This window comes from Sorangium sp. So ce726 (assembly GCF_051521405.1).
Classification (GTDB): domain Bacteria; phylum Myxococcota_A; class Polyangia; order Polyangiales; family Polyangiaceae; genus Sorangium.
Genome location: NZ_CP150349.1, coordinates 12195091 through 12210756 on the forward strand (window position 1 = coordinate 12195091; position 15666 = coordinate 12210756).

The window sequence follows — 15666 nt, forward strand, 5'->3', positions numbered from 1 at the left end:
TGGCCAGCGTGGGAACCGATTTCGCCGGTCAGCCCCAGGCGTAAGCGATCCCGCTCTGGAGCGTGCCGAGGGTGATGATGCCCGTCAGCTCCGCGCCGATCTCGCAGAGCGTCCTCGCCACGCCGGGCTGAATGCCGGTGAGCACGACCTGCGCTCCGAGCAGCTGGGCGGCGCGCGCGAGCCTGACGAGAGCGTCCGCGACCTGCCTGTCAATCACGGAGACGCCTGTCACGTCGACGATCGCGACCTGCACGTGGCCCGATTGAATGCCGGTGAGCAGGCATTGCAGCGCGAGATCCATCCGCCGCGCGTCCAGCTTGCCAATCAGCGGCATGACCACAATCTGGTCGCTGATCGGGATGAGCGGCATCGAGAGCTCCGCGAGCGCGGCCTCCTGGGCCTGGATGATCTTGTGCTGGGTCTCTTCGAGCCTCTTCTGCGCCGTCTTGCGCTCGGTCTCGTCGCGCGCGATGAAGACCACGCGCCCGTCGGGCATCGGCGAGATCCTGGCGCTGAAGAGCAGCTCCGCGTCCCGGATGGGCAAGCTGTACTCGCACGAGACCACGTGTCCCGAGGCGAGGGCTTCACGGATCTTGGAGACGATGAAGTCGGCAAACTCCGCGGGCATGATGTCGTGAACGGTCTTCCCAAGGAGCTCCTCGCTCGGCCTGAACAGCAGGGACGGCGCGGTCGGGGCGATCTTGAGGTACTTCCCGGCGTCGCTCATCACGAGGACCACATCGTTCATGGCATGGAACATCGCCACGAGCTCCGCCTCGGAAGCGCGGAGGGCGGCCTGCTCCTCGCGCAGCAACGCGAGCTCTGCCTCCGCTTTGGTCAGTTCGGCGACCCTGCCGCGCAATCGCTCGATCTCGGCGCGCAGGGCGCGATCGCTCTCCTCGGATGGTGTCATGCGGACATCCTCCGGCCACGCTGAGGGTGCCTACCGTGCTGCGTCACACCAGTTGCTGCCGCCCCGCCGTTCCTCATCGACCGCCTCGTCACGCATGCGAGCCGCGACCGCGGCTGCGCAACGTGGACCGTATCATGCTTCCACGCGTTCGCGCTGCCGCCCCGCACGCCGCGCTCGCCCGCTACCGCGCCCGGAGGCCGGACTTGCAGCGCGCCGTCTGACGTGCGCTTGCGGCCAAAAGGTCCGACGTCTTCGCGGAGGAGATCGCCCGCGTGACCATGCGGCTCGCGGGCATCGCCGGCGCACGTACGGGCTCGGTCGGGTTCCCTCAGAGACTCGGCTCGAGCTTGAACGTTCACGTCGCGGCTCTCGAGCGCCGGGAGCGATGCATCTCCGCCATTCGTTGGCATTTTTAGCGGGAAATTGGACAGGGAGACGGGGAGATGGGTGGGATTTCAGTCCTCGTCTCCTCGTCTCCTCGTCTCCTCGTCTCCTCGCCTCCTTGTGAATTTCCCCGAAAATTCGAGGGATTCCTCAGCCCGCCGTCCAGAGCCGTTTTCCGTCATCCACCGCGGTCGTGTTAGTTCGCGCCCTCTGGTAACTTGGGAGCCGAGATCGATCCTTTGCCCGCCTTTTGCCTTCGGAGGTTCCATGTCCTCTCGTTCCCGCTCGCTCCCGCCCGCGCTCGCCGCCCTCGGGGTCGCCGCCCTCGTCTCGCTGCCCGGTCAGGCGCGCGCCAACGAGAATTACGCCTTCTCGGGCGGGATCTCCCTGTCGTTCTCGTTCGGCCAGAAGCTCGCCTTCGGCCTGGGTGCCGACTTCCGCGCGGCGCGCCTCCTGGAGAGCAGTCTGACCGGAGAGAGCAGCTCGGGGAGCATGGGATTCGGTCCGTTCGCGCAGGCGACATGGCTCAACTTCTCCGCGGGCCGCTTCGCGGCCGGTCTGCACGGCGGCAGCGATATCTCGGATGACTTCGACGATCCCGCTCTCACCATCGACGGCGAGCTCGGATGGACGTACCGCACCCGCTATAGCGACGAGTTCCCTGAGCAACACGGCCTCCACGTCGGCGCGATGACCACCCTGTTCAACCCGTTGGGCCTCGAGTTCTCGGCGCGCGCGGCCATCCCGCTGTCGGGCGAGCCGTTCGTCCCCGAGGGGACGTTCGGCACCGGCCTCCGCTTCCCGCCGCCCTTTGGAGTGCGGTTCACGCCCATGGTCGGCCGGCCGCTGCGCACGGCCGATGGGGTCGTGCTCCCGCCGGCGCTCGGGCTGGGCCCCGCGGTGTCGGCCCCGGCGCGGCTCGATGGCGCGACCCGGGCAGCGCTCGCGGGGGCGTGGCTGGACAGCGCGCGGGCCGAGTGCGGCTCGATCCCGGCGTTCCTCGCCCTCGCGCGGGACCTCGCGGCGGTCGGCGCGCCCGCGTCGCTCGTGGCGCGGGCGCTCGCCGCGCTCGGCGATGAGGTCCGCCACACGGAGCGATGCAGCGAGATCGCGAGCGCGCTCGCGGGGTGGCGCCTCAGGCCGGCGCTGCTCCCGCCTCCGGCGGCGCGCGACGCCGACCGGCAGGCAGCGCTCGTGCGGATGGCGCTCGAGGCGTGGCACGACGGCTGTCTCGGTGAGGGCGCGGCGGCGACCCGGGCGCGCCGGTCGCTCGCGGGGGCGAAGGACGAGGGCGTGCGCGCGGCGCTCGGCGAGATCGCGCGCGACGAGGCGCTGCACGCCGAGCTCGGGTGGCGCGTGCTCGCCTACTGCCTGGCCGAGGGGGGGCGTGAGGTGCGCGAGGCGGTCGGCGACGCGATGACCGGGCCGGCGCCGGCGCCATCGGAAGACGACGCCGAGGTCGACGGCGAGCGGAAGGAGCTGCAGGCCTTTGGCCAGCTCCCGCGCGCCGAGGCTGACGCCGCCTGGGACGAGACGTGGGCGGCGGCGCGGCGCGACGGGGAACGGATGCTCGGCTGAACCCGGTGTGGGGCGCGCGAGCTACGCCGAAGCGAGCGCCTTGATGTCGGCGACCTCGAGCACCAGCTTCGGCGCCCCGCTCGTCACAGAACGCACCATCGCGCGCTCCACTTCTTCGAGCTTCAGGGCCGGGAACACGAGCTTCATGATCGGGACGAGCGGAAGCAGGAAGCGGTAGGCGCGCTTCAGGTTCTTTTGTCCCGGCACCGGCGTCATCAAGCCCGGCCGGAAGTTGTAAACGCCGCGAAAGGGCAGGCGCATCAGCGCGTTCTCGGCCTTGCCCTTCACGCGCGCCCACATCACCCGGCCCTGCTCGCTCGAGTCGGTGTGCGCACCCGAGATGTGCGTGAGCACCATGCCGGGATTGAGGCGCGCGAGCGCCGTCGCGAAGGCGACCACCGTATCGTACGTGATCGCCGTGTAGTCCGCTTCGCTCATGCCAACCGAGCTCACGCCGGCGCAGTAGAAGCACGCGTCGTAACCCGAGAGCCGCGCTTCGAAGGCGCCGAGCTCGCGAAAGTCGGGGATCAAGCACTCCTCGAGCTTCGGGTGCGCGTGCCCCGACGGCCGGCGTGCCACCGACAGGACCCGCTCGACCGTGGGATCCGCGAGACAAGCCAGCATCACGCCTTCGCCGACCATGCCGGTCGTTCCGGTAACGATGACCTTCATGGCCGCCATGTTCGACCCGAAGCGCCGACCGCGCAACCCCGTCGCGTGCAGCTCTCATTGCGGGTGGCTGAGCACATCCCAGAGGACCCAGCCCGCGGCTTCTTTCACCTGGATGGCGGCAGCCGGATCTCGATCCGATTCGTGTAGCTGCCTGCGGCGTGACCCACGCTGTCCCAGCCGCGCCCCACGCTCGTCCCGGCCAGCGTGAGCGCGAGGTAGGCCGCGGACGAAGGGGCGTTCGAGGCGAGCCCGAACTCGAACGCATTCTGCGGCAGGCCCCAGCCGGCGGTGGGCGAGAGCTCCGTCGAGAGCTGTCGTGACCAGTCGCGGAAGACGATCGTCGCGAGCTCGCGGGGTGGTGATTCTCCCTTCTCGACGAGCACGACACTCAGGGGTTCGCCGCGGGCGAGCCGGCCTTCGCCGAGCGTCGTGAACGGCCCCTTCTCGGCATCGCTCGCCTGAACGACGAGAAACGTGCCGCCGGCGTCGAGGTACGCGAAGCGCGCGGGCGCGCCGAACGGATAGTCGAAGTGGATCACCTCGACCACGACCTCGGGGCAAGGCGAGAACCGCAAGCCGAGCCGGCGATGGCCCGTGATCGAGACGCGCGTGAAGGAGTTCAGGTGCGAGAACACGGGCTCCTGAACCGCGGTTCGCGCGTCGATGGCGGCAGATTGATCCGAAGTGGCCCTCACGCGCAGGCTCGCCTCGTCCGAGGTTTCCACCGCGAGTTCGCGATCGGCGCGCTCGAGACGACGAACGGGCGAGTTGCCGCGCCATTGCAGGGGCGCGAACACCGTCCAGAAACGATCCGGCGAGCGCGAAATGAACTCGAGCCGCGGCTCGATGACGATGCCCAGCGCACCCGCCTGCACCGAAACCTCACCCGAGCTCGGGACCACGCGAAGCCACGGAGCCACGTCGAACGACGTGGGCCCATCGAGTGATCGCGTCCAACGATCGCCGCCGAGCTCGACCTCGGGCGCAGCAAACGGAGCTGTCGAAGGCTCCGGCGCCCGCTGCGCGGCCACGAACCCCGCACCAAAGACGACACCGGGCAGCGCAGCGAGCCAGGTCAGCCGCGGCGGGACCCCGAACCGCCACCACGCCATCGCGAGGCCCAGCGACAAGACCACGGCCAGACAACCCGCACCGAACGCGACTGTCCTGCCGCTCTCCGAAAACAGGGTCCCCGCAGCGAGAGCAACCCCGAGCCACGCCGCCGGAAAGAGCAACAGCAGCACACGCGCACCCGTCGACCGTCGCGCGGCCAGAACACCGACGGCGATCACGCTCCCGACCGCGACCGCCGGCAGAACGCGGTTCGCGAAGAAACGCGCGTGAAGGAGGGGAAAACCGCCGGGAAGCAGCACCCAAGCTGCGATCGCGGCGGCAGCATGCGCGAGCAACGCCAGCGACCACAACACCCCGACGAGCGCCGCCGAGGTCGCTCTGGAGCGGCCAGCTGCTCCGCGATCAGGAGAACTTCGTTCTTTCAGAAGCCAGCTGCTCCATGGATCATGTCATGTGCTCGATGTCGGCGGGCATGTTGACCCAAGAGTGCATGCGCTCCTCGTAGACCGAGAACGTCGGGGCTGGAAACTCAGGATCGGCGAATGCGCCAACCGGTATTGCCACGAACTCTGGATGACCTTCGAGGGTGTAGTAGACGGTGGCACCGCAGCGAGGACAGAATCTGAACGTGCTTCTTGTGCCTTCGTCGCCGACGCGGACGTACTCGACGCTCTCGCCGACGATGGTGACCGCTTCGCTTGAGAAGCGAGCCTGAGCACCGAAGACGCTGCCGGTACGGCGCTGGCACGCTAGACAGTGGCACACCGAAACGCGAACAGGCTCGCGAGCAGTTCTCGCTTGGAGTTGGCCGCAGCTGCAGGATGCTATTCGAGGTGTCATGGGCAGTGACGTGGTTTCCATGGTGCCGCCCAACCATCCGTCGATTGGTCAACCGAAACCGCCGGATCAGGTCCGTCTAGATCGTCGCCTTTTGTAACCTTCGCCCCACGCAAAGTCTCACGGATCGGCTCTGATCCGCAAGGCTCAAATGCTGTCCCGCGCCCTAGGGTAGACCCGTCTAACACCGGCGGCAGTCGCTGCCTTTCCAGGGGGCGCGCTAGCGCGCCCCACGCGCGGCACCGACGCACGCAATCGTGCCCATCCACCCGATCACCGAAAGCGCCGCGAGCTTCTGAAGCGCTGGCAAAAATACGTAGCAGCCTGGCACCGCAATCGCATACGCGTAGTGGGCGGCGTCCGCGCTGCCGAGCGCGAGCGAAAGCGCGCCGAGCCACGCCGAAAAGCGCAACGGTGACGAGCGGCTTTCGCCCGCATTGCCCCGTGCAAACGCGCCGGTCACGCCCAGGAGCGTCGCCAGCAGCCCGGGGATCGTCGCGACGAACACCGACACTTCGTGGAGCAGCGGCGAGACCACGGACGGCAGCCACGCGATCAGGATCGTGCCGGCGGCGGAGAGCAGTCCGAACACGCGAACCGTGCCGCCGAGCCGGCCGCCGAGCAGGGCGCCGTGAACCCACCAGAACGGGACGAGCGCGAGGGAAAAGCAGACGAACGAGGCCTGCGCGAGCGAGCGCGCGCGCGTGTTGTCCACCCCGCGCTGGGTCACGGGCTGCGTGAGGTCGCAGAAGAAGTTGCCCCAGAACTCGTAGCCGGGCGCGTTCGCGTCGCAGAAGGTGCCGCCCGGATACGCGGCCGCGGCGAGCGCGGTGAGGACGAGAAACGCGGAGACCCCGACCAGGATCAGAGCGGGTGCGACGCGGGTAGGCTGCCCCACGCGCTCGAGAATAGCACGAGGGCCGAGGCGTTCCGGGTCATGCTCGAAGCTCGGGCGCGCCCGGGCCGCTTCACCGTGGTGTATCGCCTCACGCTCCGAAGCCTCCCACGATGCGAGGAGGACGTCTTGCGCGAGGTCTTTGACGTCCTCGCGTGTCGCCCTGGTACCTCGAAGGTAACGCGCGACGAGGGCGCGGACGAGGCCCACCTGCGCGGCGAGTTCGGCAGACGCAAGGCGCCTTGCCGCGAAGTCCCGCCCCGCGCGGTAGATGGCTGCGAGCGCGAAGAGGACGAGATGGCACAACGCTACGTCGAATCTCGAGGCCGCCAACTGCTCGCCACGTGGACCGCGACAAGGGCCATGAACATCACGATGAGGATCTGCTGGGCTCTCTGCCAGGTCAGGAAGATGTTGCCGCGGTAGGGCCCACCCGTGACCATCGCGAGCTCGACAGAGACGATGATGCCGGTTGCAACCGCCTTGAGCGACAGCGGCTCACGCGACCGAAACGAGACCAGGAGACATCCGAGCGACGCGCACATCGCCGCGAGCTCGACGGCCAGATAGAGACGCTGGAGGTCTGCGCCGCGCGGGTAGGTCGCCACCATGAAGGCCACGGCGGCTGCGTAGGCGATCGCGATCGGCGCGGCACGCCGCCGTCACGCGATCACGGCGAGCACCTCGCGGCTCGGGCACTCGCCGTCGCCCGGGAAGTCGCCGAGCGTGCGCGCCTGCGCGACCACGTAGTCGCACGCCGTCTCGACCGGGCCGCCGAGGGCGCCGGCGAGGTTCTACTCCGCCGGCGTGCGGCGGGGCGTGGGGGACGCGCTGCTGGTGCGCTCGGAGGTGCTGTCGTCGGGCACCGACTTCATCCGCCTCGTCTACTCCCAGCAGTGGGTGCGCATGAGCGCGATGATCAAGGCGCTCGACGGCAAGGACGTGAAGGCGGGAATCGAGCGTCTCGGCCTCTCGGCCGACGCAGGGCGTTTGCAGCGCTGGACGGGGCTGTATGGCAAGAAGCTCGGCGTCACCGAGGCGAAGGCCGCGGATCCGGCCGTCAAGGCGGTCGAGGCATGGCACGAGGCCTACGGCACGCTCCTGGTCTAGGCTCCGGTCCCGATCCCAGGTGACATCTCTCTCAGGTTGGGGGGAGATGTTGCCGGTACACCTCGTGCACCCTTTTTCGACTCCGGCGCACGATTTCGCAACAACCCGGGGGACCTTCCCGGAAATAGTAGGGATGACGACGGGTCACAGATGACGGCGCTCCGCTCATGTCCGGCCCGCTCCTCGCTCGCAGCCAAATCCGGAGGATGAACCGCGCCGCGCCGCCGCTCGCTGCATCGCTCTTCCTGGCGGCGCCCGTGGCGCTCGCGCAGGTCGCGCCGCACGGCGCGCGCCTGTCCTACGCGCGCGGCCCTGGCACCGAGGGATGCCCCGAGGAGCCGAGCCTCCGGGAGATCGTCGCGAGCCAACTCGGCGGGGTCGACCCGTTCATGCGCGACGGCGCGTGGCACATCGAGGTGGTCATCCGGCGCAAGGGGACGGCGTTCCAGGGAGAGATCGCGCTTCACGACCGCGATGGCCGGGATCTCGGCCGCCAGGAGCACTCAAGCGCGATCTGTGGCGCGCTCGTGGAGGACATCAGCCTCTCCCTCAGCGCCGTCATGCGCCCGTTGCTACCACCACGGCCCGCACCGGGGAGCGCTCCCACCTCGCCGCCAGGGCCGCCGCTCCCGCCGGCGCCGAGGGGCGCCGCTTCACCCGTCCCGCCGGGCGCGTCGCCGGAGGCGCCGGGCTCGAAGCCGCCCAACCCGGTCGCGGTGCCAGCTCGATCCGTTCCGCGTCCGAAGCCGCCGCCGGATCGCCCGCGCCTCCAGCTGGGCGCCGGGGTGCTGCTCGGCGCCGGCGTGGCGCCGTCGGTGGCGGTCGGCTTCTCGGGGTTCGCCGGCGCCCGCTGGGAGAGGTTCTCGCTCTCGCTGGAGGCCCGCGGGGATCTTCCGATCGACGCAGAGCCCTACCGCGGCTGGACCATCAGTGTGTCGGGGCTTAGCGGCTCGCTCGTTCCCTGCGCTCACGCGGATTGGTTCTTCGGCTGCGCCGTCGCCACGGCAGGCGGGGTGTGGCACGTCAGGGACAGCACCGGCATCGAGGATGCGCTACCCTACGCAGCGCTCGGGCTTCGTGCGGGGCTGGAGGTGCCGCTGTCGGGCCGCCTCGCCGGGCAGCTCACCGGCGAGCTCTTGCTCAACACACTTCGGCCGCATGTTCGACCGCTCCATGGAGAAGCGTGGTCCGCGGCCCCCATCTCGGAGACGGTGGCTCTCCGTTTGGTCGCTTTCTTCTGAACCTCCATACGGTTTCACGAAGCGTCGGACGCGCCCGCGGGAGCGATTCCCGTGAGGCGGCTACGAGCGCATGCGGCGCGCTGGGGTCGCAGGCGCGTCCTTCGCGGCCTGCCACCTCCTGGAGAGGCCGCTGCCGCGTCCCATGCGGAACGAGCCGTCGACTCAGGCCGGTACAGCGCTGGTGCGATAACAGCAGAACGTCGCCGCCGCGGTCGGTGCGATGCTACCGACCGGCTCGCCGCCGAACGCTTCGCACTGTCCGGGATCGAGGCTGACGACGCTCACCGACTTGCTCCCGAGCGCTGTCCCGGAAGCGACAGTCCCGCAGTAGGGGGCGTCGGAGGTGATCACCTGGCCCGCGACGAGCTGCGAGCACCCTGGGTCGCTGAACGCGGAGGCCAGGACGCTGCAGGTCGCTCCGGCCGGCTCGGTGCAGCCGCAAGGCGCGCAGCCGCGCGTGTCCTCCACACCGGCGTAGAAGACGTGCCGCTCCGGGTACGTGGCCGGGCAGTCCTGCTCTCCTTCATGGTGGATACACGTGAGAAACCCCTCCGGCGGCGCGGCGTCGCCGCTCGGCGGTGCCGGCGTGCAGGTCATGCCCGGATCAGGGCACGGGGGGGACGCGTTGCCGGTGCACGCCCGGGCGACGAGCACGAAGCTCCCCGCCGTCGCGGGCTCGTCGGGGTTCTCCGGCGCCTCCGCGACCCTCGGTGCGCAACCTGCGGACACGACGCGAGGCGCCTGGATCGCGAGCGACTGCACGCACGGGGCGCCATCGCAGGTCCGTCTGGCCTCGACGGCATTCGCCGAGGTGCAGATCCCGTCCCACCCATTCGGGGCAGCGAACGAGGTCGCGGGAGCCTCGGGGCCGCCGCAAGGGAAGCTGGCGTAGGCGTTCCATTCCGCCGGCACCTCGCAGGTGGCCTCCGGCGGGTCGCACGCGCAGGCGGGGCACGTGTGTGGGGCCGGCGCCGCGAAATCGGCGTAGCCCTCGTAGCCGACGATCGGCGCGTTCGCAGGGCAGCTCGGGACACTGTCTGGGGCGCCGATCCAGAGCAGCGTGGGCTCGGACCACCCGAGCGGCTCCTTCGGTACGCACTGCCCTGCGCAGACCTCTGCCGCCGGGATCAGGTCGCCGAAATCGTGCGCGATGGCGACGTCCGTGTCGTCCTCGGCCGCGCAGTCATCGCCGCCATCGCCGCCGCACCCGCCAGCTCCGCCGGCGTCGGGGTCTTCGAGCACCTCACACGGCGTTCCCTTGGGCCCCTGATTCTCATCCCACGGACACAGGTACGTGGTCGGGTTCCCGCACCCGCCGGACGTGACCCCAATCCCGAGCCCGAGCGTGCTCGCGCAGCAAACCGCCACCATCCTACGCTGCCAACGTCGCGCCCGCGTCGCCATCGCCGCTCCTCATGATCTGCGGCGCCGTCGATGGCGCGCCGCCGTAAGTGCGGCCACGTTACCAGAGGACCCCAGGACGCCGCCAGATCGACCCCGGGACAGACCACCCCCGTGCGATCGCATTACGAAGAGCGCATCGCAGCGGATAACGATCAGGGTCGCGAGAGGCTCGCGCGGTACTGCACCCGCCCGGCCTTCGCACTCGCTCGAATCGAGCTCCTGCCCGATGGACGCATAGTGTACTTGCTGAAGACACCTCGGCGGGGACGCACTCACCGCGTCATGTGTGCAATGGAGTTCATGGCCCGGCTCGCGGCTTTGATTCCTCTGCCGAAGATCCCCCTTGTGAGGTACCAGGGAGTGTTCGCGCCTCGCTCGTCGTTGCGCTCTCCCGTGACGCCCAAACCCCCGGCCCGCGCCGCGAAGCCTGAACCGTGCCCGGGCCACGTGCCTCGGCCCGGCGCACCCGCGTCGCCCGCGCCTGCGCCTGCGTTGCCCGCGTCGCCTGCACTGGCATCAGCGGGAGCCGCGACGCCCCACACGTGGTCGTCGTCGGCGTCGCGTTCGTCTAGACTCGGAGCATGGTGGAACCGCTGTCGGAGGTCCGTCGACTCGGAAGCCTGAGCTTCGCGAAGCGGGGGCGGGCGCTTGCCCTGCTCGCCCGCGGCTGGGATCAGGCCACGGCCGATCGGGTCCTGGCTGCGCTGGATGGGGGCGACGGCGACGAGCGGCGGCTGGCGCTCGACCTGGCGACCTATCGCCGGGACGTGGCGCGCATCGAGGAGGCGCTGCGCGACCCCATGATGCGTCGGGCTGCGCTCTCCTCGGCGCGCCGAGTGCCGGTGTCCGACGAAGCGTTGCTCCAGGTGCTGCGCGAGGGGAATCGCCGGGAGGTCCGCGGGGTGGTTCTGATCATGCAAAGGCACCATCTCGTCGCCCAGGCGACCGCGGTCATTCCGCTGGTCATCGCCAGGCATGGTGTTGGGCTTGCGACACGCCTCTTCGCGACATGCGATCTCGACACGCTGGAACACCACGCGGCCGAGCACGAGGCCGCGTGGCGCGAGCTGGTGACGCGTGCGCCGGAGCGGGCCCTTCGCGTGGCACTGGCCACGAGGCGCAAGATCACGGCGGACGAGGCCACGCTGTTCTGCACCCGATATCCCAGGGAGGCTCTGGCGCTGCTTGTGCGGCAGGATGCCTTGCATGGGAGGGCGATCCACGCCCTGGCGATGGCTTGCCCGGCCGAGCTGCTCGAGGCCTTGCGCCGGAACGACTGGACTGTCTCTCTCGCCAACAATCCACTTCCATCCGGATTGCTGCCGATCTCAACGCTGCCGGCCGAGGATGTGCTGGAGCTCCGGAACCGGTGCAAGCCCCTCGACGCCTCCGCCGATCCGCTCTTCCGCTTCCTGCCCCTGACCGAGCGCGAACGCCTCCTTGCCGCCGAGCTGGAACAGGTCGAGACGGCGGCATGGTCGCCCCGTCCTGGCATGGACGCGCGGCTGGCCACGATGCCACCGGCGAGCGTCACGCGGCTCACCGCAGCGGCCCTGATTCGTCCCGTCGATCCGGACACCCGGCGCAAGCGGCTTCAGGCCATCGAGAAGCACCTCGACCTTGCCCAGCTGCGATCCGAGCACGAGGCGCTGGGCGCGGCCAGGGACCGGAGCGAACGCTCGGCGCGGATGGTTGCACTGGTGCGTTCGCTCCGCCGCGGCGCCGACCCGGCGACCTGCGCGTCTGTTCTCGCCGAGGTGGAGCCGGCATGGCATGGCTCCAGCCGCCATCTGGTCATGACCGAGCTGGCCCAGCTGTCCGATCATCAGGTCTCGGAGATCCCCGTGCAGACCTATAGGGACGCCCTGCTCACCACCGTGCAGTCGCGCGAGTCGAACGCAACCACCCTGGCCCAGGCCGAGCGGGCCGTGCACAAGGCCATCGGCTCCGCGATCCTCCGGGACAGCATCACGCGCGCGGCGCAGTTGCTCGGGCTCCTGGTTCAGATTCGCCTGGATCCCCGGGTGCGCTGGCGCGCCGACAAGGCGCCGGCGCCCGGCCAGAAGCCGCCCATGGAGTATCTGCCCAGCCCGCTGCGCACCGCCGAAGGTCTCGCCGCCCAGCTCCATGCGGCCTACGAGGGCGTGCGCCTCGACGGCACCACACCCATGCTGGGACCGGTGGCGGTCGGTCGCTACGAGCCCGAGGCGGAGCGGCTCATCCTGGACCTGCTCCTCGGAAGAACACCGAAGGCGCCGCGGCCTCCGCGCAAGCCCGTCACATGCGGTGGGCCGCTGGACGAGGTGATGGGGTACGTCCCGGAGATCAGCTTGAAGGAGACTGCCCTGGTCGACGAGCTGCTGGATCGGGACGACACCACCGATCCCCACAAGGCCGATCTGGTGGCGGCGATCTCACGATCGGCCCCCGGGCGGTGGACGCCCTCCCAGCGCAGTCGCTTCACACAGCATCTCCTGCGGGTGGCGCGGGACGCCAGCCTCGATCTCTCGAGGCGCGTCAAGGCCATCGCCCGCGTCGACGACGCGCAGCTGCTGCTCGAGCTGCTGCCGGGAGCGGCCGGGCCGGTCGCCGCCGCAATCCTGGCGCGGTGCGCCCGGATCGCTCCGCCGACCGCCGAGCTCCGGCGGCTGTTCCTGGAGCGCGCGCGAAGATCCGGCGTGGTGGGGCGCGCGGCGATGAGCGCCCTCAACGTGTTGTCCGAGCGCATGCCCGGTCCGTTCGATCTGGCGCCGTACCGTGAGCTGCTGCTGTCGAAGGACTGCGCGGTGGTCAACCGCAAGAACGCCGCCGTCAGGGTTTCAGCCGCTGCGACCGTGGAGGCGCGCAACCTCCTGATGGAGGCGTGGCGGTCCGAGGACCTGCACCCCAGCATCCGGCCGGACATCCTGGCGGGGTTGCTGCGCTTCGTTGACCAGGCCGACGTCCGACAGGTGCTCATCGACGGCATCACGACGGTGCCGGACACGTGGCCGCTGCTCAACCCCGGGTCGAGGCTCCTGTTCCCAAACGAGTCGCAGACGCGACCCGCTGTGGCTCGCGGCTTCGTGGCCCTGGCCGAGGCGCTTGTCGAATGCGGCGACGAGCGTATCGCTTCGACCGCAGCAGGTGTCTGCATTGCCCAGCATGATTTGTGCTCGGAAGGGCTTGGTCTGGCGACCAGGCTCCTCGCCGAGGCGCGCAGCTCCGGCCGCGTCCTGGTCCAGACGGTCGAAGCATTGAGCCGCCTTCCTGATGATGCCGGATTACCCCACTGGCAGGCGGCGCTGGCCCGGCTCGTCGAAGCAGCGAGCGGCAGTCGGACCTGGGCCTCGGCCCGACTGGCACGGCTCGCGCCCAGGCCACGGGCGTTCCGGGTTGCGCTCGGCCTGGCTCAGAAGGCTGCAGGCCTGCGCCTCACGGCCGCCGCCTCACTGAAGGAGATCCTCGACGTCGATCTTGTCGAGGTCAGGTTCGCCAAGGAGCTCTGGTCGGAGTATCTGGCCCTGGTGGACGAACAGCCTGCGCGTCGGAGCCCCTCCACCGGCAAGCTGAAGGACTCCGGGCTCGCCGCCTCCCTCATCGACTGGCTCATCCAGCATGGCGGACTGGCGGCCGCGCTGTCGGCTGCCGAGCTGTCGCTGCAGGTCGAGAAGCAACTCCGAGACAGCCCCGCATGGCGCGCTCGGCTGGACGCCATCCGCGCGATGCACGCTGACGCCGCCGAGCGCTTGCTGCTGGCGGACACCTAGAGCGACGGTCACCCGCTTCGGATACGGGCCCACCTCGACGTTTTCGGTGCTCAGCGCACCGGAGTGCGCTTGCGCGCCGAAAACGCCGATCTGGGCCCGTCTCCTGTGCGGGAGACCGCCGCTCTGCTCTGCGTGTACCAGAGGTGGGCAGAAACCGCTGTAGAGCCAGGTGATCGGGTTCGGTGATTCTCCTGTCAGGGATCCAGCCGCACCGCGATCGCGTGCCGGATCGGCCCCCGCGGCGCCATCTCGCGCGCGCCGCCGTCCTCGCGCCACGCCACGCCGGTCGAGGGGCCGCCGTCCAGGTTGAGGGCCTGCTCGCATCCGCGCGCCACCAGCATGTCGGCGAGCAGCCCCAGCGTGGGACCGCTCTGCGCCCCGTCCCCGCGCGCGACGATGGCCTCCATGCGCCGCCCCCTGTCGAGGACGCACAGCGCCGTCCGCTCCGCCCGCGGGCCGCCGTCGCTGCGCACGTTCCGGCTGCCGGAGAGCACCAGCCGCGGCAGCCCCTGCACCGCGAGGTGAGCGCCGGGCGAAAGGACGAACCCGGCGGCGTCGTGCAGGGCGGCGCGGCCGCCGGAGACCACCAGCACGCCGCCCCCGAGCGAGGGCGCGAGCGGCGCGAGCTCCCGGCCATCGACCACGACGAGCCCCTCGGGTCTCCTCTGTCGATCGAAGAAGCCACCGTTGATGACGAACGACGCGCGGGTGCGTTCGAGCACCCCCGCGACGTCGCGCGACATCTCGACATCGACGACCTCGAAATGGGCGTTCGCGAGGCGGAACGCGAAGACATGGACCCGGTAGTCCTCTCCCTCGACGGTCATCACCTCGGGCTGGACGTGGGCGCCGGCCGCCGGGCCCTCCGGGGGGGAAAGCGCCGCGGGAGCGGGCGGCGGGGGCTCCGGAGGAGCGGGCGCGCTCGGCGCAGCTGGAGCGAGCACGCTCGCCCCCGGGAGAGCGGGCGCGCTCGGCGCGGGGCGCCGCGACGCGAGCGCGGCGGCGCCGAGGAGCGCGAGCCCCGCCATCGACAGAAGCGCCTTCGAGGAAGCGCGGAGCGTCACGGCCCTGCTCTACTCGATCCGCGAGCGCGCCGCCCGAGGGGGCACCGGGGGTCTGATGGGCCCCAAAAACACCTCGCCAGGCGCCGTCACTTCGCGAGCAGCGCCTCGATCCGGGACGGATCGACGCCGTAGATCTCCGCGAGCCGCGGGACGCGGTCCGATGCCGGAAAGGTCAGCGCGCGCCGCAGCGGCTCGTGAGGATGGTGATCGAGCACCCAACCCCCGAGCTGCCGGCGGATTTCCGCTTCGCATACGCCCTCCACGACCTCGACGCCGCCTGCGCGCAGGATGCGAACGCCTTCGCCGTCGACGCGCGGGTTCGGGTCGTTCATCCCGATCACGACGCGGGCCACGCCGCGCTCGATGATCGAACGCGAGCACGCCGGCGTGCGGCCGTGGAACGAGCACGGCTCGAGGGTCGAAAGCAGCGTCGCCCCGACCACGCTGAACCCGCGCGCGTGCGCCGCGCGCGCCGCGGCGATCTCCGCGTGATCTTCACCCGGCCCCAGGGTGTGCCCGCTGCCGAGGAGCTCCCCGGCGGCGCTCACGATCGCGCAGCCGACCCAGGGGTTGTCGCCCGTTCCACCGCGCGCCCGCTCGGCCTCCTCGATCGCGAGGCGCATCCATTTCTCGAGGTCGTTGCTCATCGAACGCAAGCATGACCCTACCTCATGCCGGCCGTGTACGCGATGAAACCTCGGCGAACCTCGGAGAAACGCCCGTGAGCGCAGGCGCCCACACGGCA

14 protein-coding genes are annotated in these 15666 nt (G+C 70.3%); 5 read left to right on the top strand and 9 right to left on the bottom strand.

Features of this window, described 5'->3' with window-relative positions:
* Nucleotides 1-28: 28 nt before the first annotated feature.
* On the bottom strand, nt 29-913 hold the full coding sequence (locus WME79_RS45495; RefSeq protein ID WP_437528437.1) for an STAS domain-containing protein: 885 nt from the start codon (nt 911-913) through the stop codon (nt 29-31).
* Between the two features lie 651 nt (nt 914-1564).
* Here WME79_RS45495 and WME79_RS45500 point away from each other — a divergent pair.
* A complete protein-coding gene (locus WME79_RS45500) occupies nt 1565-2875 on the top strand; it encodes a hypothetical protein (protein WP_437528438.1) in 1311 nt (436 codons plus the stop codon).
* 21 nt (nt 2876-2896) lie between these two features.
* Here WME79_RS45500 and WME79_RS45505 read toward each other — a convergent pair whose 3' ends face one another.
* The 5 genes from WME79_RS45505 to WME79_RS45525 form a co-directional block, all read right to left on the bottom strand.
* Complete coding sequence (locus WME79_RS45505; RefSeq protein WP_437528439.1) at nt 2897-3547, bottom strand: NAD-dependent epimerase/dehydratase family protein; 651 nt, start codon at nt 3545-3547, stop codon at nt 2897-2899.
* A gap of 104 nt (nt 3548-3651) precedes the next feature.
* On the bottom strand, nt 3652-4683 hold the full coding sequence (locus WME79_RS45510) for a hypothetical protein (protein WP_437528440.1): 1032 nt from the start codon (nt 4681-4683) through the stop codon (nt 3652-3654).
* A 382-nt stretch (nt 4684-5065) separates the two neighbouring features.
* The gene (locus WME79_RS45515) at nt 5066-5461 is read right to left on the bottom strand and encodes a GFA family protein (protein WP_437540070.1); all 396 of its coding nucleotides are present in this window, start codon (nt 5459-5461) and stop codon (nt 5066-5068) included.
* Nucleotides 5462-5678: 217 nt separating this feature from the next.
* Nucleotides 5679-6659, bottom strand: coding sequence for a hypothetical protein (locus WME79_RS45520; protein WP_437528441.1), 981 nt, complete (start codon nt 6657-6659; stop codon nt 5679-5681).
* Between the two features lie 2 nt (nt 6660-6661).
* Nucleotides 6662-6973: a hypothetical protein gene (locus tag WME79_RS45525; protein WP_437528442.1), complete on the bottom strand. Its 312-nt coding sequence runs from the start codon at nt 6971-6973 to the stop codon at nt 6662-6664.
* Between the two features lie 187 nt (nt 6974-7160).
* On the opposite strand from WME79_RS45525, the gene WME79_RS45530 reads away from it, so the two are divergent.
* Together WME79_RS45530 and WME79_RS45535 are read left to right on the top strand one after the other, a co-directional pair.
* Nucleotides 7161-7463: a hypothetical protein gene (locus WME79_RS45530; RefSeq protein ID WP_437528443.1), complete on the top strand. Its 303-nt coding sequence runs from the start codon at nt 7161-7163 to the stop codon at nt 7461-7463.
* A gap of 206 nt (nt 7464-7669) precedes the next feature.
* Entirely contained in the window at nt 7670-8704 is a 1035-nt protein-coding gene (locus WME79_RS45535) for a hypothetical protein (RefSeq protein WP_437528444.1), read from the top strand.
* Nucleotides 8705-8866: 162 nt separating this feature from the next.
* On the opposite strand, the gene WME79_RS45540 is transcribed toward WME79_RS45535, so the two are convergent.
* Nucleotides 8867-10075 carry a hypothetical protein gene (locus tag WME79_RS45540; protein WP_437528445.1) on the bottom strand — a complete coding sequence of 403 codons (1209 nt, stop codon included), beginning with the start codon at nt 10073-10075 and terminating at the stop codon, nt 8867-8869.
* 63 nt (nt 10076-10138) lie between these two features.
* Here WME79_RS45540 and WME79_RS45545 point away from each other — a divergent pair, with 63 nt between their 5' ends.
* Together WME79_RS45545 and WME79_RS45550 are read left to right on the top strand one after the other, a co-directional pair.
* Complete coding sequence (locus WME79_RS45545) at nt 10139-10732, top strand: transposase (RefSeq protein WP_437528446.1); 594 nt, start codon at nt 10139-10141, stop codon at nt 10730-10732.
* Nucleotides 10690-13857 (top strand): hypothetical protein, encoded by a 3168-nt coding sequence (locus WME79_RS45550; protein ID WP_437528447.1) that lies wholly within the window; start codon nt 10690-10692, stop codon nt 13855-13857. The genes WME79_RS45545 and WME79_RS45550 overlap by 43 nt, the downstream gene beginning before the upstream one ends.
* 194 nt (nt 13858-14051) lie before the next feature.
* Here WME79_RS45550 and WME79_RS45555 read toward each other — a convergent pair whose 3' ends face one another.
* The gene (locus tag WME79_RS45555) at nt 14052-14921 is read right to left on the bottom strand and encodes a phosphodiester glycosidase family protein (RefSeq protein ID WP_437528448.1); all 870 of its coding nucleotides are present in this window, start codon (nt 14919-14921) and stop codon (nt 14052-14054) included.
* 86 nt (nt 14922-15007) lie between these two features.
* Nucleotides 15008-15568 (bottom strand): bifunctional diaminohydroxyphosphoribosylaminopyrimidine deaminase/5-amino-6-(5-phosphoribosylamino)uracil reductase RibD, encoded by a 561-nt coding sequence (locus tag WME79_RS45560; RefSeq protein WP_437528449.1) that lies wholly within the window; start codon nt 15566-15568, stop codon nt 15008-15010.
* Nucleotides 15569-15666: the final 98 nt, after the last annotated feature.